Origin of the sequence: Actinospineispora acaciae DSM 45401 (genome assembly GCF_000620785.1) — a bacterium.
GTDB classification, from domain to species: Bacteria; Actinomycetota; Actinomycetes; order Mycobacteriales; family Pseudonocardiaceae; genus Pseudonocardia; species Pseudonocardia acaciae.
Window position 1 is genome coordinate 70,994 of sequence record NZ_JIAI01000015.1, and the last position, 17,361, is coordinate 88,354.

Sequence of the window (17,361 nt, forward strand, 5' to 3'; positions counted from 1 at the left end):
CACCGTTTCGTACGCGCAGTCGGCTCCATGGACGGGCTAGAGCGCCTTGAGCTCCTCGGTGACCTCGGTGACGGACTTCTTGGCGTCGCCGAACAGCATGGACGTCTTCTCGTCGTAGAACAGCGGGTTGTCGATGCCGGCGAACCCGGAGTTCATCGAGCGCTTGAGCACGATCACGTTCTTGGACTCGTCGACGTTCAGGATCGGCATGCCGTGGATCGGCGAGGACGGATCGTTGCGAGCGGCCGGGTTGGTCACGTCGTTCGCGCCGATCACCAGCGCCACGTCGGTCCGGTTGAACTCGCCGTTGATGTCGTCCATCTCCTTGAGCTGGTCGTACGGCACGTCCGCCTCGGCCAGCAGCACGTTCATGTGCCCGGGCATCCGGCCGGCCACCGGGTGGATGGCGTACTTCACGGTCACGCCCTTGGCCTCCAGCAGCTTGGCCATGTCCTTGACCGCGTGCTGCGCCTGCGCCACCGCCATGCCGTACCCCGGCACCACCACGACCTGCTCGGCATAGGCCATCTGAATCGCCGCGTCCGCCGCGCTGGTGGACTTGACGGTCCGGTCACCGCCCGCGCCCCCACCGACCGCGGTGCCGCTCCCACCGAACCCACCCGCCACGATGGACGGGATCGAGCGGTTCATGGCCTGCGCCATCAGGTTGGTCAGGATCGAACCGGAGGCGCCGACGATCATGCCGGCCACGATCATCGCGGTGTTGGACAGCGCCAGCCCGGTGGCCGCCGCCGACAGCCCGGTGAACGCGTTGAGCAGCGAGATCACCACCGGCATGTCCGCGCCGCCGATCGGCAGCACCACCATCACGCCGAGCACCGCGGCCAGCAGCAGGATGCCCACGATCAGCCACTGCGACGTCCCGCCCGCGCCGATCACCGCCGCCAGCACGACCGCCGCGACCAGCAGCACCAGGTTCAGCGCCGACTGCGCCTTGCCCAACCCGATCGGGCGCCCCGGCACGATCTCCTGCAGCTTGCCGAACGCGATCAGCGAGCCCCAGAACGAGACCGAGCCGATGATCGCGGAGAACAGCGAGGCCACCACGAAGTAGCCGGGATGACTCGCATACCCCGGGTCCTCCCGGAACTCCACCCAGGCGATCAGCGCGACCGCCCCGCCGCCGACGCCGTTGAACAGCGCCACCATCTGCGGCATCGCCGTCATTTTGACCTGCCGGGCGGACGGCACCCCGAGCAGCGTGCCGATCACGATGCCGATCACGATCAGCACCCAGTTCGACACCCCGGGGATGAGCAGCGTGGCCACCAGCGCGATGACCATCCCGCCGGCCGCGATCAGGTTGCCGTTCACCGCCGTCTTCGGGCCGGTCAGACCCATCAGGCCGTAGATGAACAGCGCGAACGCCACGATGTAGAGCGCGGTCACCAGCGTGTTCATCGCTGCTTCTCCTCGGACTGCGCGGCGCCACGCTTGGGGCCGCCCTTGAACATCCCGAGCATCCGGTCGGTGACCAGGAACCCGCCCACCACGTTGATCGTCCCGAACGCGATGGCGATCACCAGCAGGATCTTGGAGAACACGTCGAGGTGGTCGCCGCCGAGGCCGAGCACCACGATCCCGCCGAGCAGCACGATGCCGTGGATGGCGTTCGTGCCGGACATCAGCGGCGTGTGCAGCGTGTTCGGCACCTTGGAGATCACCGCGAAGCCGACGAAGCCGGCCAGCACGAGGATGGCCAGGTTGGCCAGCAGGTTGGACTCCATCAGCTCTCGCCTCCGGTCGGTTCGCCCTTGCCCGAGACGCAGGACTTGTCCAACACCTCGTCCGAGAAGTCCGGCGCCAGCCGGCCCTCCTCGTCGATCATCAACTCCAGCAGCGCGGAGATATTCCGGGAGTACAGCTCGCTGGCGTGCTCGGGCATGGTCGCCGGCAGGTTCAACGGCGAGGCGATCGTGACGTCGTGCTTGACGACGATCTCGCCCGGTTCGGTCAGCTCGCAGTTGCCGCCGGTCTCACCTGCCAGGTCGATGATCACGCTGCCGGCCCGCATGCCGCGCACCGCCTCCGCGGTGACCAACCTGGGCGCCGGCCGCCCCGGCACCAGCGCGGTGGTGATCACCACGTCGAAGCCGGTGATCGCCTCGGTCATCCGCTTCTGCTGCTCGGCGCGCTCGTCCTCGGTCAGCTCGCGGGCGTAGCCGCCCTCGCCGGCCGCCTCGATGCCCAGGTCCAGCCACTGCGCGCCCAGCGAACGGACCTGGTCGGCCACGTCGGGGCGCACGTCGTAGCCGGTGGTCCGGGCGCCGAGGCGCTTGGCGGTGGCCAGCGCCTGCAGGCCGGCCACCCCGACGCCGAGCACCAGCGCGGTGGCCGGCTTCACGGTGCCGGCCGCGGTGGTGAGCATCGGGAAGAACCGGGTGGACCGGTCGGCGGCCAGCAGGACGGCCTTGTAGCCGGCCACGTTGGCCTGCGAGGACAGCGCGTCCATGGATTGCGCGCGGGAGATCCGGGGGATGGACTCCATCGCGAACGCCCGCACCCCGGCGGCGTCCAGCTTCTGCACCACCTCTGGGTGCGCCAGCGGCGCGAGGAACCCGACCAGCGTGGTGCCCCGGCCCAGCTTGGCGATCTCCTCGTCGGTGGGCGGCGCGACCTTCACCACCACGTCGGCGTCCCACGGGTTGCCGATGGTGGCGCCGACGTCGGTGTAGTGCTGGTCCGGGATCAGGGCTGCCAGGCCCGCCTCGGACTCGACGACAATGTCCAGCCCCTTGGCGATCAGCCGCTCGGCGACCTTGGGCACCAGTGCCACCCGTCGCTCGCCGGCGCCCGACTCGCGGGGCACCCCTATCCGCGTCCGACCCTGATTCGCCTCACGGGCCGCCGCGTCGCCAGTAGCGTTCACAGCGACGAAGCATCAGGCATGATCAGCGATGCGTCTAGTCCAAGCCGTCGCCGCGTGGCAAAGTTAACCCAAACCGCCTGCATACCGCACACAGTATACCAAATACGCTCGCTCGCACACCCACCTCGTACGCCGCACACCTGCTGCAGCGCATGTGCGAGGCACGAAGTGGGTGTGCCGGGCGATCAGGTGGGCACGGTGACGGGGGCTGTGAGGATCCAGGGGCCGTCGGAGGTGATGGCTACGGTGTGTTCCCAGTGGACGGCGCGGGAGGCGTCGGCGGTGACGACGGTCCAGTTGTCGTCGAGGGTGCGGGTTTCGGCGGTGCCGGCGGTGAGCATCGGTTCGACCGCGAGCACGCCGCCCACCGGGAGCTTCGGACCGCGACCGGGCTGGCCGAGGTTCGGCAGGAACGGGTCCATGTGCATGGCGGTGCCGATGCCGTGCCCGCCGTACTCGGCGATGATCCCGTAGCTCACGCCGTCACGGCGCGCGGCCGCCTCGGCGGCGGTCTGCACCGCGTGCGAGATGTCGGTCAACCGCGCGCCCGGGACCGCCGCCGCGATGCCCGCGTCCAGCGCCTCCCGGCACGCGGCCGACAGCGCCAGGTCGGCCGGCGAGACCTCACCGACCGGGAGCGTGATCGCCGAGTCGCCGTGCCACCCGTCGACGATCGCGCCACAGTCCACCGACAGCAGGTCGCCGTCCGCGAGCACCTGCGACTTCGACGGGATTCCGTGCACGATCTGGTCGTTCACCGACGCGCAGATGCTGGCCGGGAAGCCGTGGTAGCCCAGGAACGAGGGCACCCCGCCGCCGTCCCTGATGACCTGCTCGGCCACCTCGTCCAGCTCCAGCGTGCTCACGCCGGCCCTGGCCTGGGCGGCGACCTCCGCCAGCGCGCGGGCGACCAGTTGGCCGGCGGCGTGCATGGCGGCCAACTGGTCAGGGGTCTTGCGCTCGATGTGGCGTCCTCCCCACCTGGAGACGCCGGCGCGCAGGGTGGCCAGCGGTCCGTTTCGTGTCATGTCCACAGCTCCGGAGCTCGGGTCAGCGCGGGCCGAGCACGTCGACGATCCGGTCGGTGATCTCGGCGACCTCGCCGACCGCGTTCACCGTGACCAGCTGCTCGGCGTAGTGCTCCAGCAGCGGCGCGGTCTCCTCACGGTAGACCTCCTGGCGGCGCCGGATCACGTCCTCGGTGTCGTCGGTGCGGCCCCTGGCCAGCAGCCGCTGCACCAGCACGTCCTCTCCGACCTCCAGCGAGACCACCGCGTCCAGCTCGTTGCCGGCGTCGCGGAGCAGCTCGTCCAGCGCGTCGGCCTGGGCCGCCGTGCGCGGGAAGCCGTCCAGGATGAAGCCCTTCTCGACGTCGTCCTCGGCCAGCCGCTCGCGCAGCATGCCCACCGTGACCTCGTCGGGCACCAGCTCCCCGGCGTCCATGTACCGCTGTGCGGCCAGCCCGAGCTCGGTCTTGTCACGCAGATTGGCCCGGAACAGATCCCCGCTGGAGATGTGCGGGACGTCCAACCGCTCCGCGAGCCGAACTGCCTGGGTACCTTTGCCCGCCCCCGGCGGACCAACCAGAACGAGTCGCACGCGCCACCGACCTCTCTTCCTCGTGAAGACCCTCACCCCGCACCGACGAAACTTCGAGGTTAACGGAGAAAACCCTCGTAGTTCCGCTGCATGAGCTGACTCTCAATCTGCTTCACGGTGTCGAGGCCTACGCCGACCATGATCAGAACCGCCGTCCCTCCGAACGGGAAGTTCTGGTTCTGGCCGGACTGGGTGATCCCGAGGAAGAAGTTCGGCAGCACGGCGATGATGCCCAGGTAGAGCGAGCCGGGGAGGGTGATGCGGCCCAGCACGAAGCTCAGGTACTCGGCCGTCGGGCGGCCGGGCCTGATGCCGGGAATGAACCCTCCGAACTTCTTCATCTCCTCGGCACGTTCATCGGGGTTGAACGTGATGCTCACGTAGAAGTACGTGAAGAAGATGATCAGTAGGAAGTAGAGCGTGATGTGCACCCAGTTGGACTGGTCGACCACATAGGTCTGCACGATGCGCTGGAACTCGCCGCCGACGTTTCCGGACAACCGGGAGATCAGGTCCGGCAGGTAGAGCAGCGAGGAGCCGAAGATGACCGGGATGACACCGGCCTGGTTGACCTTCAGCGGGAGGTAGGTGGACGTGCCGCCGTACATCCGGCGGCCGACCATGCGCTTGGCGTACTGCACGGGAATGCGGCGCTGGCCCTGCTCGATGAACACGACGCTGGCGATGATCGCCAGACCGAACACGCAGACACCGCCGAAGACCAGCACACCCTGGTTGTTCAGGATGTTGCCGCCCTCGGCCGGGATACGGGCCGCGATCGAGGTGAAGATCAGCAGCGACATGCCGTTGCCGATGCCGCGCTCGGTGATGAGCTCGCCCAGCCACATGATCACTGCGGTGCCGGCGGTCATGGTGATGACGATGATCGCCATCTGGTAGATGCTCGAGTCCGGGAGCACCGGCTTCTCGCAGCCCTGGAACAGCTGGCCCCGGGAGGCCAGCGCGACGATGCCGGTGGACTGCAGGACGGCCAGCCCGATCGTCAGGTACCGGGTGTACTGGGTCAGCTTGTTCTGACCCGACTGGCCTTCCTTCTTCAGCTGCTCGAACTTGGGAATGACCACCGTGAGCAGCTGGACGATGATGCTGGCCGTGATGTAGGGCATGATGCCCAGCGCAAAGATCGACAACTGCAGCAGCGCACCGCCGCTGAACAGGTTGATCAGCGCGTAGACGCTCTGGTTCTCGCTGCCCTCGATCTGCTTGATGCACTCCTGCACGTTCGGGTACGAGACCCCGGGCGAGGGCAGCGTGGCACCCAGCCGGTAGACGGCCACGATGCCGAGCGAGAAGAGGATCTTCTTCCGGAGGTCCGGCGTGGTGAATGCCGACCGGAACGCGCTGAGCACTCCTGGATCCTCCCGTGCTGGGGCGTCTGGGCGCCGTGTCGTGTGAAACGCCGTGCCGTCTGAACTCCGAGATCCGGCACTACCAGCCAAGATGCTGACACCCGAGGGTAACAGCACGCCGCCGGTGCGCGGACGAGGAGGGGCGGGGGCGCCGTACCGTCACCGGTTCGGCGCGCACCCGCCCGTACTACAGCTCGGTGACGGTGCCGCCGGCGGCGGCGATCTTCTCCTTGGCGCTGCCGGAGAACGCGTGCGCGCTCACGGTCAGCTTGACGGCGCCCAGGTCGCCGTTGCCGAGCACCTTCACCAGCTCGTTGCGGCGCACCGCGCCGGCGGCGGCCAGCTCGTCGGGGCCGACGGTGCCGCCCTCCGGGAACAGCCGCGCCAGGTCGCCGACGTTGACGACCTGGTACTCGACGCGGAACCGGTTGCGGAAGCCCTTGAGCTTGGGCAGCCGCATGTGGATCGGCATCTGGCCGCCCTCGAACCCGGCCGGCACCGTCTTGCGGGCCTTGGTGCCCTTGGTGCCGCGCCCGGCGGTCTTGCCCTTGCTGCCCTCACCCCGGCCGACCCGGGTCTTGGGGGTCTTCTCGCCCTTGGCCGGGCGCAGATGATGGATCTTGATGGTCATTTCGAGTTGACCTCCTCCACCGTGACCAGGTGGCGCACGGTGGCGATCATGCCTCGAACCGCCGGGGTGTCATCCCTGACCACTGACTGCCGGATCTTGCGCAGCCCGAGGGTCCGCAGGGTGGCCCGCTGGTTCTGCTTGCTGCCGATGGTGCTGCGCACCTGGGTGACCTTGAGCGACGAGGCCATCACACACCGACCTTGCCGGCACCGGCCGACGCCGCGCGGGCGCGCAGCATGGCCGCCGGTGCCACGTCCTCCAGCGGAAGGCCACGGCGGGCCGCCACCTCTTCGGGCCGCTGGATGCTCTTCAGCGCCGCCACCGTGGCGTGCACCACGTTGATGGCGTTGTCGCTGCCCAGCGACTTGGACAGCACGTCGTGGATGCCGGCGCACTCCAGCACGGCGCGGACAGGGCCGCCGGCGATGACCCCGGTACCGGGGCTGGCCGGCAGCAGCAGCACCACGCCGGCGGCCGCCTCGCCCTGCACCCGGTGCACGATCGTGCCGCCGATGCGCGGGACCCGGAAGAAGTTCTTCTTGGCCTCCTCGACGCCCTTGGCGATCGCCGCGGGCACCTCCTTGGCCTTGCCGTAGCCGACGCCGACCATGCCGTCACCGTCGCCGACGATCATCAGCGCGGTGAAGCTGAACCGGCGGCCGCCCTTGACGACCTTGGCCACCCGGTTGATGGTGACCAGCCGCTCGATGTACGGGGTCTTCTCCTGGGCCGCCCCGCCACGGCCTCCGTCCCGGCGGTCCCGACGGTCGCCGCGCTCTCCGCCGCCGCCGGATCCCTGACCGCCGTCGCGCCGTGTGCGTCCCGGCATCAGATTTGCTCCTTCATCGTGTGGTACATCAGAACTCCAGCCCGCCCTCGCGCGCCGCGTCCGCGAGCGCCGCGATGCGGCCGTGGTAGTCGCGGCCGCCCCGGTCGAACACCACGGTGCTCACGCCGGCGCTCTTGGCGCGGGCGGCCACCAGCTCGCCCACCTTGGCGGCGCGGGCCTTCTTGTCGCCGTCCAGCGCGCGGACGTCGGCCTCCATGGAGGACGCCGACGCCAGCGTGTGGCCGGCCAGGTCGTCGATCACCTGCGCGACCATGTGCCGCGCGCTGCGGGTGACCACCAGCCGGGGCCGCTGCGGGGTGCCGCTGATCTTCTTGCGCAGCCGGGCGTGCCGGCGGGTGCGGGCCAGCCGCCGCGTGGCGGATACCCGCGAGCCGCGCCGCTTGAGAGCCGCGCTGCTCGGCTGCGCACCGTTGTTGCTCGCTGCCTGAGAGGTGCCCGTTGCCATTTACTTACCCGTCTTCCCGACCTTGCGCCGGATGTTCTCGCCGGCGTAGCGCACGCCCTTGCCCTTGTACGGGTCCGGCTTGCGCAGCTTGCGAATGTTCGCGGCGACCTCGCCGACCAGCTGCTTGTCGATGCCCTGCACGGAGAACCGGGTCGGGTTCTCCACCGCGAACGTGATGCCCTCGGGGGCCTCGACGCTGATCGGGTGGCTGTAGCCCAGCGAGAACTCGAGGGTGGAGCCCTTGAGCGCGACCCGGTAGCCGACGCCGTGGATCTCCATCTTCTTCTCGTAGCCGGCGGTCACGCCGACCACCAGGTTGTTGACCAGCGTGCGGGACAGCCCGTGCATGGCCCGGTTGCGGCGCTCGTCGTCGGGCCGGGTGACCCGGATGGTGCCGTCGTCGTCCCTGGCCACCGCGATCGGCTCGATCACCGTGTGGGACAGGGTGCCCTTGGGCCCCTTCACCGTGACCTTCTGGCCGTCGATGGTGACGTCCACGCCGTTCGGCACGGCGACCGGAAGCTTTCCGATACGTGACATGGTCGCGTCCCCCTCACCAGACGTAGGCGAGGACTTCCCCGCCCACGCGCCGCATGCTGGCCTGCCGGTCCGTCATCAGGCCGGAGGAGGTGGAGATGATCGCCACGCCGAGGCCGCCGAGCACCCTCGGCAGGTTGTCGGACTTCGCGTACACCCGCAGGCCGGGCTTGGACACCCGCCGCAGGCCCGCGATGCTGCGCTCACGGTTGCGCCCGTACTTCAGGTCGATCACCAGCGAGCGGCCCACCTCGGCCTGCTCGGTGTCGTACGACGCGATGTAACCCTCCTTCTGGAGGATCTCCGCGATCGCCACCTTCAGCTTCGAATGCGGCATCACGACCCGGTCGTGGTACGCCGAGTTCGCGTTGCGCAGACGCGTGAGCATGTCTGCGATCGGATCGGTCATCGTCATGGTGACCCTGTCACCTTTCCCATCGCGGTTCCCCTTCCGGGGCCTGCGACGCTACGTCTTTGCCTGGTGCCGTCGGGTGTCACCACGACGACTTGGACACTCCGGGCAGCTCGCCCCGGTGCGCCATCTCGCGCACGCAGATCCGGCACAGCCCGAACTTGCGCAGCACGGCGCGCGGACGCCCGCAGCGCTGGCATCGGGTGTAGCCGCGGACCGCGAACTTCGGCTTGCGCGCGGCCTTGTTGACCAGCCCTTTCTTGGCCATCAGCCGATCAGCTCTCCTTGAACGGGAAGCCCAGGAGCCGCAACAGCTCCCGCCCTTCCTCATTGGTGGTTGCCGAGGTCACGACCGTGATGTCCATACCGCGCGGACGGTCGATCGTGTCCGGGTCGATCTCGTGGAACATGGACTGCTCGTTGAGGCCGAACGTGTAGTTGCCGTTGCCGTCGAACTGCGTCGGCGACAGGCCACGGAAGTCCCGGATACGGGGCAGCGCGATGGTCAGCAGCCGGTCCAGGAACTCCCACATCCGGTCGCCGCGCAGGGTGACCCGCGCGCCGATCGGCATGCCCTCGCGCAGCTTGAACTGGGCCACGGACTTGGTGGCCCGGCGCACCTCGGGGCGCTGGCCGGTGATGGTGGCCAGGTCGCGGACCGCGCCGTCGATCAGCTTCGAGTCGCGGGCGGCGTCGCCGACGCCCATGTTCACCACGACCTTGGTCACGCCGGGGATCTGCATCGGGTTGGCGTACCCGAACCTGTCCCGCATCGAGGCGGTGATCTCCTCGCGGTACCGGGTCTTGAGCCTGGGCAGCGCCTTCTCGGAGGTTGGCGCGGACATCAGATCTCCTTCCCGGTGCGACGCGAGATGCGTACGCGCTTGACGCGGCCGTCCTCGTTCGTGACGGTCTTCTTGCCGACCCGGGTCGGCTTGCCGTCGGAGTCGACGACCATCACGTTGGAGACGTGGATCGCGGCCTCCTGGGTCACGATCCCGCCGGACTGCGCGCCCCGCTGGGTGGTGGTGACCCGGGTGTGCTTCTTGATCCGGTTCACGCCCTCGACCAGCACCCGGTTCTTGGCCGGGTAGGCCTGGATGACCTTGCCCTTGGCGCCCTTGTCCTTGCCGGCGATCACCAGCACGGTGTCGCCCTTCTTGATCTTCATCTAGAGCACCTCCGGCGCCAGCGAGATGATGCGCATGAACCTCTTGTCCCGCAGCTCGCGGCCCACCGGGCCGAAGATGCGGGTGCCCCGGGGCTCGTTGTCCGGCTTGATCAGCACGGCGGCGTTCTCGTCGAAGCGGATGTAGGAGCCGTCCGGGCGACGCTTCTCCTTGGCGGTGCGCACCACGACGGCCTTGACCACGTCGCCCCGCTTGACTCCGGCGCCGGGGATGGCGTCCTTGACGGTGGCGACGATGATGTCGCCGATCCCGGCGTAGCGACGCCCCGAACCGCCGAGGACCCGGATGCAGAGGATCTCCTTGGCCCCGGTGTTGTCGGCGACACGCAGTCGCGACTCCTGCTGAATCATGGCTCTACTTCGCCTTTTCCAAGACCTCGACCAGCCGCCAGCGCTTGGTCGCCGACAGCGGGCGGGTCTCCATCAGCCGGACGCGGTCGCCCACGCCGGCGGTGTTGTTCTCATCGTGCGCCTTGACCTTGTTGGTCCGGCGGATGACCTTGCCGTAGAGCGGGTGCTTCACCCGGTCCTCCACGGAGACCACGATGGTCTTGTCCATCTTGTCCGACACCACCAGGCCCTCGCGGACCTTGCGGTACCCCCTGGGCTTCTGCTTCGGCGGCGTGCCCTGGCTCTGTTCGCTCATGCTGTGTCCTCCGCGACTCTGCGCGCGACCGCGATCGCGTCGCCAGGGCGCGCCACACTGACTCCGTTCCTGTCATTCCAAAGGGCGCCCTGCCGCCGCGATCCCGGGGCCTTACCGCCCGGGCGCGCGCCGTGGTCGTCCTGGGTGCCGCGATGTGGCGACATGATCACGCGGCCCCTTCGTCGTCATCGATCGGTGCGGCCGAAAGTCCCAGCTCGCGCTCGCGCATCACGGTGTAGACCCGCGCGATGTCGTGCCGGACGGTACGCAGCCGCCGGTTGTTGTCCAGCTGCCCGGTGGCCATCTGGAAGCGGAGGTTGAACAGCTCCTCCTTGGACTCCCGCAGCCGCAGCACCAGCTCCTCATCGGTGAGCTCACGCAGCTCCGACGCGGAGGTGCCCACCCCGGAACCCGCCATCAGAACTCACCACCCTCACGGGTCACGATGCGGCAGCGCATCGGCAGCTTGTGGATCGCGCGGCGCAGCGCCTCACGGGCGATCTGCTCGTTCGGGTAGCTCATCTCGAACATCACGCGACCGGGCTTGACGTTGGCGATCCACCACTCCGGGCTGCCCTTGCCGGAGCCCATCCGGGTCTCCGCCGGCTTCTTGGTCAGCGGCCGGTCCGGGAAGATGTTGATCCACACCTTGCCGCCACGGCGGATGTGCCGCGTGATGGCGATACGGGCGGACTCGATCTGCCGGTTGGTCACGTAGGCCGGCTCCATGGCCTGGATGCCGAAGTCGCCGAAGGTGACCTTGGTACCGCCCTTGGCCGCGCCGCTGCGCTTCGGGTGGTGCTGCTTGCGGTGCCTGACCTTGCGAGGCATCAACATGGCTCAGGCCTCCCCACTGCTTGACTCGGTGGTGGTGGCGGTCGGCTCGGCGGCGGGCGCAGCCTCGGTGGCCTGCGCGGGCGCGCCGCTGTCGCGGGACTGCCCGGCGGCGGCCCGGCCGGCCTCGGTGCTGGTCGCGGTGGTGCCGGCGGCGCCGGAACGGCGGCGGGTGGGCCGGTCGCGGCGACCGCCACGGCCCTGCTCGGCTGCGGCCGCTGCCGTCGCGGCCGCGTGCTCACGGCGCCCGCCGACCACGTCGCCCTTGTAGATCCACACCTTGACGCCGATGCGGCCGAACGTGGTGCGCGCCTCGAACAGCCCGTAGTCGATGTCCGCGCGCAGCGTGTGCAGCGGCACCCGGCCCTCGCGGTAGAACTCCGAGCGGGACATCTCGGCGCCGCCCAGGCGGCCCGAGCACTGCACCCGGATGCCCTTGACGGCCGGCGAGCGCATCGCGGTCTGGATGGCCTTGCGCATCGCCCGGCGGAACGCGACCCGGTTGGACAGCTGCTCGGCCACGCCCTGCGCGACCAGCTGGGCGTCCGACTCGGCGCCCTTCACCTCGAGGATGTTCAGCTGCACCTGCTTGCCGGAGAGCTTCTCCAGCTGGCCCCGGATGCGGTCGGCCTCGGCGCCGCGGCGGCCGATCACGATGCCCGGACGGGCGGTGTGGATGTCCACCCGCACCCGGTCGCGGGTGCGCTCGATCTCGACCTTGGAGATGCCGGCCCGCTCCATGCCCTTGGAGAGCATGCGGCGGATCGCGACGTCCTCCTTCACGTACTCCGCGTACTGCTTGTCGGCGTACCACCGGGACTTCCAGTCCGTGGTGATGCCCAGCCGGAAGCCGTGCGGATTGATCTTCTGACCCATCAGCGGGTACTTCCCTTCGCGGAGCGGCCGCCCCGTCCCTGCCGCGCGCTGCCGCGCCGGGACTCGGGCCGCGACTCGAGCTCGACCGTGATGTGGCTGGTGCGCTTGCGGATCCGGTAGGCCCGGCCCTGCGCGCGCGGACGGATCCGGGGCAGCGTCTTGCCCTCGTCGACGTACGCGCTGGCGATCACCAGGGTGTCGCGGTCCAGGTCCAGGTTGTGCTCGGCGTTGGCGATCGCGCTGGCGACCACCTTGTACACCGGCTCGCTGGCGGCGTGGACGTCGAACTTCAGGATCGTCAGGGCGTCCACCGCGCGCTGCCCTCGGACCAGGTCGACGACGCGGCGCACCTTCCGGGCACTCATCCGGACGTGCCGGGCCCGCGCGATGGCGCGCACCGGCTCGGCGTCCGCCGTGTCGACGGCGCCGCCGGTGGTGTCCTGGCTGGTTGCAGCCATCTGTAGTCCTCTGCTTCCCTCTGGTCCAGCCCGCTCAGCGGCGGCGCGCCCTGCGGTCGTCCTTGATGTGACCCCGGAACGTCCGCGTCGGGGCGAACTCGCCGAGCTTGTGCCCGACCATCGACTCCGAGATGAACACCGGGACGTGCTTGCGCCCGTCGTGCACCGCGATGGTGTGCCCGATCATGTCGGGAATGATCGTGGAGCGGCGCGACCACGTCTTGATCACGGTCTTCTTGCCCGACTCGTTGAGCACGTCCACCTTCTTGAGCAGGTGGTCGTCCACGAACGGGCCCTTCTTCAGGCTACGTGGCATGTCTCTACCTCCCTACTCAGCGCTTCTTGCCGGTACGCCGGCGGCGGACGATCAACTTGTCGCTTGCCTTGTTGCGGCGGCGGGTGCGGCCCTCGGGCTTGCCGGCCGGGTTCACCGGGTGCCGGCCGCCGGAAGTCTTGCCCTCGCCACCACCGTGCGGGTGGTCAACCGGGTTCATCGCCACGCCGCGCACCGTCGGGCGCTTGCCCTTCCAGCGCATCCGGCCGGCCTTGCCCCAGTTGATGTTGCCCTGCTCGGAGTTGCCCACCTCGCCGATGCTGGCGCGGCAGCGGACGTCCACGTTGCGGATCTCGCCGGACGGCAGCCGCAGCTGCGCGTACGGGCCGTCCTTGGCCACCAGCTGCACGCGGGCGCCGGCCGAGCGGGCCATCTTCGCGCCGCCACCGGGGCGCAGCTCGATGGCGTGGATCACGGTGCCGGTCGGGATGTTGCGCATCGGCAGGTTGTTGCCGACCTTGATGTCCGCGCGCGGGCCGCTCTCCACCATGTCGCCCTGCTTGAGCTTGTCCGGCGCGATGATGTAGCGCTTCTCGCCGTCGCGGTAGTGCAGCAGCGCGATCCGGCTGGTCCGGTTCGGGTCGTACTCGATGTGCGCGACCTTGGCCGGTACGCCGTCCTTGTCCGCCCGCCGGAAGTCGATCAGCCGGTAGGCCCGCTTGTGGCCACCGCCCTTGTGCCGCGTGGTGATCTTGCCGTGCACGTTGCGGCCGCCCCTGCCGTGCAGCGGACGGACCAGCGACTTCTCCGGGTGGTCCCGGGTGATCTCGGCGAAGTCGGAGCCGCTGGAGCCACGCCTGCCCGGCGTGGTCGGCTTGTGCCTACGAATGCCCATCGTTGCTCCTCCCTCAGCTCGCCGGTCCGCCGAAGATCTCGATCGGACGGCTCTCCTCGGAGAGGGTCACGATCGCGCGCTTGGTGTCCTTGCGCTTGCCGAACCCGGTGCGGGAGCGCTTGCGCTTGCCCGGCCGGTTCAGCGTGTTCACGCTGGTGACCTTGACACCGAACACCTTCTGCACGGCGATCTTGATCTCGGTCTTGTTCGCCGTCCGGGGGACCAGGAACGTGTACTGGCGCTCCTCGAGCAACCCGTAGCTCTTCTCCGAGACCACCGGCGCGATCAGCACGTCGCGCGGATCGGGGATCACTGGTCCTCCTCCTTCTTGGCGCGCGGCTTGACGGCCGCGACCGGGCCGGCGAGGAAGCTGCGCAGCGCCTCGGCGGTGAACACCACGTCGTCGTTGACCAGCACGTCGTAGGTGTTCAGCTGGTCCGGCGCGATCACGTGCACGTTCGGCAGGTTGCGCAGCGACAGCCAGCTGGCCTCGTCCTCGCGGCCGACGACCACCAGGATCCGCTTGCGCTCGCTCACCGAGGCGATGGCCCGGCGCGCGATCTTGGTGGACGGCACGGGGGTGGCGACGATCTCGGAGAGCACGTGCAGCCGGTCGTTGCGCGCCCGGTCGGACAGCGCCCCGCGCAGCGCGGCGGCCTTCATCTTCTTGGGCGTGCGCTGGCTGTAGTCGCGCGGGACAGGGCCGTGCACGATGCCACCGCCGGCGTACTGCGGCGCCCTGGTCGAACCCTGGCGGGCGCGGCCGGTGCCCTTCTGCCGGTACGGCTTGCTGCCGCCGCCCCGGACCTCGCCGCGCGTCTTGGCCTTGTGCGTGCCCTGGCGGGCGGCGGCGAGCTGGGCCACCACCACCTGGTGCATCAGCGGCTTGTTCTCCGCGACGTCGAAGACCTCGGCGGGCAGCTCGATGGAGCCGTCCGTGCCGCCCTCCGGCTTGCGGATGTCCAGCTTCGTCATTTGGCCTCACCCTTCGCGGCCGTCTTGACCAGCACCAGGCCGCCCTTGGGGCCGGGCACGGCGCCCTTGATGAGCAGCAGCCCGGCGTCGGCGTCCACCCGGTGCAGCGTGAGGTTCTGGCTGCTGACCCGCTCGTTGCCCATCCGGCCGGCCATCTTCAGGCCCTTGAACACCCGGCCGGGGGTGGCGCAGCCGCCGATGGACCCGGGCGAGCGGTGCTTGCGCTGGGTGCCGTGGCTGGCGCCGAGGCCGGAGAACCCGTGGCGCTTCATCACGCCGGCGGTGCCCTTGCCCTTGCTGGTGCCGACCACGTCGACCACCGCGCCGGACTCGAACACCGAGGCGGTCACCTCCTGGCCGAGCTGGTACTCGCTCGCGTCCGAGGTCCGCAGCTCGACCAGGTACCGGCGGGGGGTGGCCCCGGCCTTGGCGAAGTGGCCCGTCCTTGGCTTGTTCACCCGGCGCGGGTCGATGGCCCCGAACGCCAGCTGGACGGCGGAGTAGCCGTCGTTGTCCGGGGTCCGGATCTGGGTCACCACGCACGGCCCGGCGCGTACCACCGTCACCGGCACGACGCGGTTGTTCTCGTCGAACACCTGCGTCATCCCGAGCTTGGTGCCCAGGATCCCGGTCACCTGCTTCTCGTCACTCGACGTTGTCATCTCACTGCCCTACTGAATGTTCACGTCGACGGACGCCGGGAGGTCGATGCGCATCAGCGCGTCCACCGTCTTCGGCGTCGGGTCGAGGATGTCGATCAGCCGCTTGTGGGTACGCATCTCGAAGTGCTCGCGCGAGTCCTTGTACTTGTGCGGCGAGCGGATGACGCAGTACACGTTCTTCTCGGTCGGCAGCGGCACCGGACCCACCACCCGCGCGCCGGTGCGCGTCACCGTCTCGACAATCTTGCGAGCGGACGCGTCGATCGCCTCGTGGTCGTAGGCCTTGAGCCTGATGCGGATCTTCTGTCCCGCCATGGTGGTCGGCCGTCCTCTTCTTCCTGCCGCTGTTCTGCAAGGTCCCCCCGGTCCACGAGGTCGGGCGTGTCGCGCTCGTGGCGCAGACTTCTACCCGATCGTCGTTGGTCTCGAGGGACTGGCTTGTGCTGGCCCACACTGGCGGGCCCGCTCACACGGGGGCCGATCGACACTGAATCGAATCGGTGCCGATCGGCCCCAGTGAGCAACTCATCCAGGATGCCACATTGCCCAGTGGCAACCCAAATTGGGTCGTTGTTACTTGTGGATCTTGGTGACTCGTCCCGCACCCACGGTGCGACCACCCTCACGGATCGCGAAGCGGAGGCCTTCCTCCATCGCGATCGGCTGGATGAGCTGCACGGACATCTCGGTGTTGTCACCCGGCATGACCATCTCGGTGCCGCTGGGCAGCGTGACAACGCCGGTCACGTCCGTGGTACGGAAGTAGAACTGCGGGCGGTAGTTGTTGAAGAACGGCGTGTGCCGGCCGCCCTCGTCCTTGGCCAGGATGTAGACCTGGCCCTCGAACTCGGTGTGCGGGGTGATCGAGCCCGGCTTGACCACGACCTGGCCGCGCTCCACCTCCTCGCGCTTGATGCCGCGCAGCAGCAGGCCGACGTTGTCACCGGCCTGGCCCTCGTCGAGCAGCTTGCGGAACATCTCGATGCCCGTGGTGGTGGTCTTCATCGACTTCTCCTTGATGCCGACGATCTCCACCTCCTCGTTCACCTTGATGATGCCGCGCTCCACCCGGCCGGTCACCACGGTGCCGCGGCCGGTGATGGTGAACACGTCCTCGACCGGCATCAGGAACGGCTTGTCGGTGTCGCGGACGGGCTCGGGGACGTTGTCGTCCACCGCGTCCATCAGCTCGAGGATGTTCTTGGCCCACTCGGCGTCGCCTTCGAGGGCCTTGAGCGCCGAGACGCGGACGATCGGCAGGTCGTCGCCGGGGAACTCCTGCGAGCTGAGCAGCTCGCGGACCTCCAGCTCGACCAGCTCCATGATCTCCTCGTCGTCGACCATGTCGGCCTTGTTGAGCGCGACGACGATGTAGGGCACACCGACCTGGCGGGCCAGCAGCACGTGCTCGCGGGTCTGCGGCATCGGGCCGTCGGTGGCCGCCACCACCAGGATGGCGCCGTCCATCTGGGCGGCACCGGTGATCATGTTCTTGATGTAGTCGGCGTGACCGGGGCAGTCGACGTGCGCGTAGTGCCGCTTCTCGGTCTGGTACTCGACGTGCGCGATCGAGATGGTGATACCGCGCTGCCGCTCCTCCGGGGCCTTGTCGATCTGGTCGAACGCGCTGGCCTCGTTCAGGTTCGGGTACTTGTCATGCAGGACCTTGGTAATTGCCGCCGTCAGCGTGGTCTTGCCGTGGTCGATGTGACCAATGGTGCCAATGTTGACGTGCGGCTTGGTCCGCTCGAACTTCGCCTTCGCCACTGCTGGGTCCTCCTGGACTTGATTCTGTGGTTCTCCGCCGTGCTGACGGCA

28 protein-coding genes are annotated in these 17,361 nt (G+C 69.0%); all 28 read right to left on the minus strand.

The genetic code is table 11. The annotated features are described in order from the left end of the window. Positions 1-36 precede the first annotated feature (36 nt). The 28 genes from N912_RS0140440 to tuf all read right to left on the minus strand — a co-directional run bounded on the left by N912_RS0140440 (position 37) and on the right by tuf (position 17,310). Positions 37-1,422: an NAD(P)(+) transhydrogenase (Re/Si-specific) subunit beta gene (locus N912_RS0140440; protein WP_028926919.1), complete on the minus strand. Its 1,386-nt coding sequence runs from the start codon at positions 1,420-1,422 to the stop codon at positions 37-39. Then, positions 1,419-1,748, minus strand: coding sequence for an NAD(P) transhydrogenase subunit alpha part 2 (locus N912_RS0140445; RefSeq protein ID WP_211261571.1), 330 nt, complete (start codon positions 1,746-1,748; stop codon positions 1,419-1,421). The genes N912_RS0140440 and N912_RS0140445 overlap by 4 nt, the downstream gene beginning before the upstream one ends. Continuing rightward, positions 1,748-2,836, minus strand: a complete 1,089-nt coding sequence (locus N912_RS0140450) for a Re/Si-specific NAD(P)(+) transhydrogenase subunit alpha (protein WP_245645790.1) — start codon at positions 2,834-2,836, stop codon at positions 1,748-1,750. The genes N912_RS0140445 and N912_RS0140450 overlap by 1 nt, the downstream gene beginning before the upstream one ends. A 239-nt stretch (positions 2,837-3,075) precedes the next feature. After that, positions 3,076-3,918, minus strand: a complete 843-nt coding sequence (gene map / locus N912_RS0140455) for a type I methionyl aminopeptidase (protein WP_084211703.1) — start codon at positions 3,916-3,918, stop codon at positions 3,076-3,078. 22 nt (positions 3,919-3,940) lie between these two features. Then, a complete protein-coding gene (locus N912_RS0140460) occupies positions 3,941-4,489 on the minus strand; it encodes an adenylate kinase (protein WP_028926923.1) in 549 nt (182 codons plus the stop codon). A 59-nt stretch (positions 4,490-4,548) separates the two neighbouring features. Next, the gene (gene secY, locus N912_RS0140465; RefSeq protein WP_028926924.1) at positions 4,549-5,859 is read right to left on the minus strand and encodes a preprotein translocase subunit SecY; all 1,311 of its coding nucleotides are present in this window, start codon (positions 5,857-5,859) and stop codon (positions 4,549-4,551) included. Positions 5,860-6,046: 187 nt separating this feature from the next. After that, positions 6,047-6,490, minus strand: coding sequence for a 50S ribosomal protein L15 (gene rplO / locus N912_RS0140470; protein WP_028926925.1), 444 nt, complete (start codon positions 6,488-6,490; stop codon positions 6,047-6,049). Beyond that, positions 6,487-6,678, minus strand: coding sequence for a 50S ribosomal protein L30 (gene rpmD / locus N912_RS0140475; RefSeq protein ID WP_028926926.1), 192 nt, complete (start codon positions 6,676-6,678; stop codon positions 6,487-6,489). The genes rplO and rpmD overlap by 4 nt, the downstream gene beginning before the upstream one ends. Then, the gene (rpsE, locus tag N912_RS0140480) at positions 6,678-7,319 is read right to left on the minus strand and encodes a 30S ribosomal protein S5 (RefSeq protein WP_028926927.1); all 642 of its coding nucleotides are present in this window, start codon (positions 7,317-7,319) and stop codon (positions 6,678-6,680) included. Before rpsE ends, rpmD begins: the two co-directional genes overlap by 1 nt. Before the next feature lie 28 nt (positions 7,320-7,347). After that, a complete protein-coding gene (rplR, locus tag N912_RS57695; protein WP_037069114.1) occupies positions 7,348-7,785 on the minus strand; it encodes a 50S ribosomal protein L18 in 438 nt (145 codons plus the stop codon). Beyond that, complete coding sequence (gene rplF / locus N912_RS0140490; protein WP_028926929.1) at positions 7,786-8,325, minus strand: 50S ribosomal protein L6; 540 nt, start codon at positions 8,323-8,325, stop codon at positions 7,786-7,788. It lies immediately after the preceding gene. A 13-nt stretch (positions 8,326-8,338) separates the two neighbouring features. Continuing rightward, positions 8,339-8,737, minus strand: coding sequence for a 30S ribosomal protein S8 (gene rpsH, locus N912_RS0140495; protein ID WP_028926930.1), 399 nt, complete (start codon positions 8,735-8,737; stop codon positions 8,339-8,341). Positions 8,738-8,816: 79 nt separating this feature from the next. Next, positions 8,817-9,002 carry a type Z 30S ribosomal protein S14 gene (locus N912_RS0140500; RefSeq protein ID WP_028926931.1) on the minus strand — a complete coding sequence of 62 codons (186 nt, stop codon included), beginning with the start codon at positions 9,000-9,002 and terminating at the stop codon, positions 8,817-8,819. 7 nt (positions 9,003-9,009) lie between these two features. Further along, entirely contained in the window at positions 9,010-9,579 is a 570-nt protein-coding gene (rplE, locus tag N912_RS0140505; RefSeq protein ID WP_028926932.1) for a 50S ribosomal protein L5, read from the minus strand. Next, positions 9,579-9,905: a 50S ribosomal protein L24 gene (gene rplX, locus N912_RS0140510; protein WP_028926933.1), complete on the minus strand. Its 327-nt coding sequence runs from the start codon at positions 9,903-9,905 to the stop codon at positions 9,579-9,581. The genes rplE and rplX overlap by 1 nt, the downstream gene beginning before the upstream one ends. After that, positions 9,906-10,274 carry a 50S ribosomal protein L14 gene (rplN, locus tag N912_RS0140515; protein ID WP_028926934.1) on the minus strand — a complete coding sequence of 123 codons (369 nt, stop codon included), beginning with the start codon at positions 10,272-10,274 and terminating at the stop codon, positions 9,906-9,908. It abuts the gene before it with no gap. 4 nt (positions 10,275-10,278) lie between these two features. Next, positions 10,279-10,569 (minus strand): 30S ribosomal protein S17, encoded by a 291-nt coding sequence (gene rpsQ, locus N912_RS0140520; protein WP_028926935.1) that lies wholly within the window; start codon positions 10,567-10,569, stop codon positions 10,279-10,281. Positions 10,570-10,735: 166 nt separating this feature from the next. Then, positions 10,736-10,987 (minus strand): 50S ribosomal protein L29, encoded by a 252-nt coding sequence (gene rpmC / locus N912_RS0140525; protein WP_028926936.1) that lies wholly within the window; start codon positions 10,985-10,987, stop codon positions 10,736-10,738. Beyond that, positions 10,987-11,406 carry a 50S ribosomal protein L16 gene (gene rplP / locus N912_RS0140530; RefSeq protein WP_028926937.1) on the minus strand — a complete coding sequence of 140 codons (420 nt, stop codon included), beginning with the start codon at positions 11,404-11,406 and terminating at the stop codon, positions 10,987-10,989. The genes rpmC and rplP overlap by 1 nt, the downstream gene beginning before the upstream one ends. 3 nt (positions 11,407-11,409) lie before the next feature. After that, complete coding sequence (gene rpsC / locus N912_RS0140535) at positions 11,410-12,279, minus strand: 30S ribosomal protein S3 (protein WP_028926938.1); 870 nt, start codon at positions 12,277-12,279, stop codon at positions 11,410-11,412. Continuing rightward, on the minus strand, positions 12,279-12,737 hold the full coding sequence (gene rplV, locus N912_RS0140540; RefSeq protein ID WP_051581479.1) for a 50S ribosomal protein L22: 459 nt from the start codon (positions 12,735-12,737) through the stop codon (positions 12,279-12,281). The genes rpsC and rplV overlap by 1 nt, the downstream gene beginning before the upstream one ends. A gap of 34 nt (positions 12,738-12,771) precedes the next feature. After that, positions 12,772-13,053 (minus strand): 30S ribosomal protein S19, encoded by a 282-nt coding sequence (gene rpsS, locus N912_RS0140545; RefSeq protein WP_028926940.1) that lies wholly within the window; start codon positions 13,051-13,053, stop codon positions 12,772-12,774. Positions 13,054-13,069: 16 nt separating this feature from the next. Continuing rightward, entirely contained in the window at positions 13,070-13,906 is an 837-nt protein-coding gene (gene rplB, locus N912_RS0140550) for a 50S ribosomal protein L2 (protein WP_028926941.1), read from the minus strand. A gap of 13 nt (positions 13,907-13,919) precedes the next feature. After that, the gene (gene rplW / locus N912_RS0140555; RefSeq protein WP_028926942.1) at positions 13,920-14,219 is read right to left on the minus strand and encodes a 50S ribosomal protein L23; all 300 of its coding nucleotides are present in this window, start codon (positions 14,217-14,219) and stop codon (positions 13,920-13,922) included. Next, positions 14,216-14,881 (minus strand): 50S ribosomal protein L4, encoded by a 666-nt coding sequence (gene rplD, locus N912_RS0140560; protein WP_028926943.1) that lies wholly within the window; start codon positions 14,879-14,881, stop codon positions 14,216-14,218. Before rplD ends, rplW begins: the two co-directional genes overlap by 4 nt. Continuing rightward, on the minus strand, positions 14,878-15,543 hold the full coding sequence (gene rplC, locus N912_RS0140565) for a 50S ribosomal protein L3 (protein ID WP_028926944.1): 666 nt from the start codon (positions 15,541-15,543) through the stop codon (positions 14,878-14,880). Before rplC ends, rplD begins: the two co-directional genes overlap by 4 nt. A gap of 9 nt (positions 15,544-15,552) precedes the next feature. Next, the gene (rpsJ, locus tag N912_RS0140570; RefSeq protein ID WP_003938093.1) at positions 15,553-15,858 is read right to left on the minus strand and encodes a 30S ribosomal protein S10; all 306 of its coding nucleotides are present in this window, start codon (positions 15,856-15,858) and stop codon (positions 15,553-15,555) included. Between the two features lie 258 nt (positions 15,859-16,116). Continuing rightward, positions 16,117-17,310 carry an elongation factor Tu gene (tuf, locus tag N912_RS0140575; protein WP_028926945.1) on the minus strand — a complete coding sequence of 398 codons (1,194 nt, stop codon included), beginning with the start codon at positions 17,308-17,310 and terminating at the stop codon, positions 16,117-16,119. Positions 17,311-17,361 lie beyond the last annotated feature (51 nt).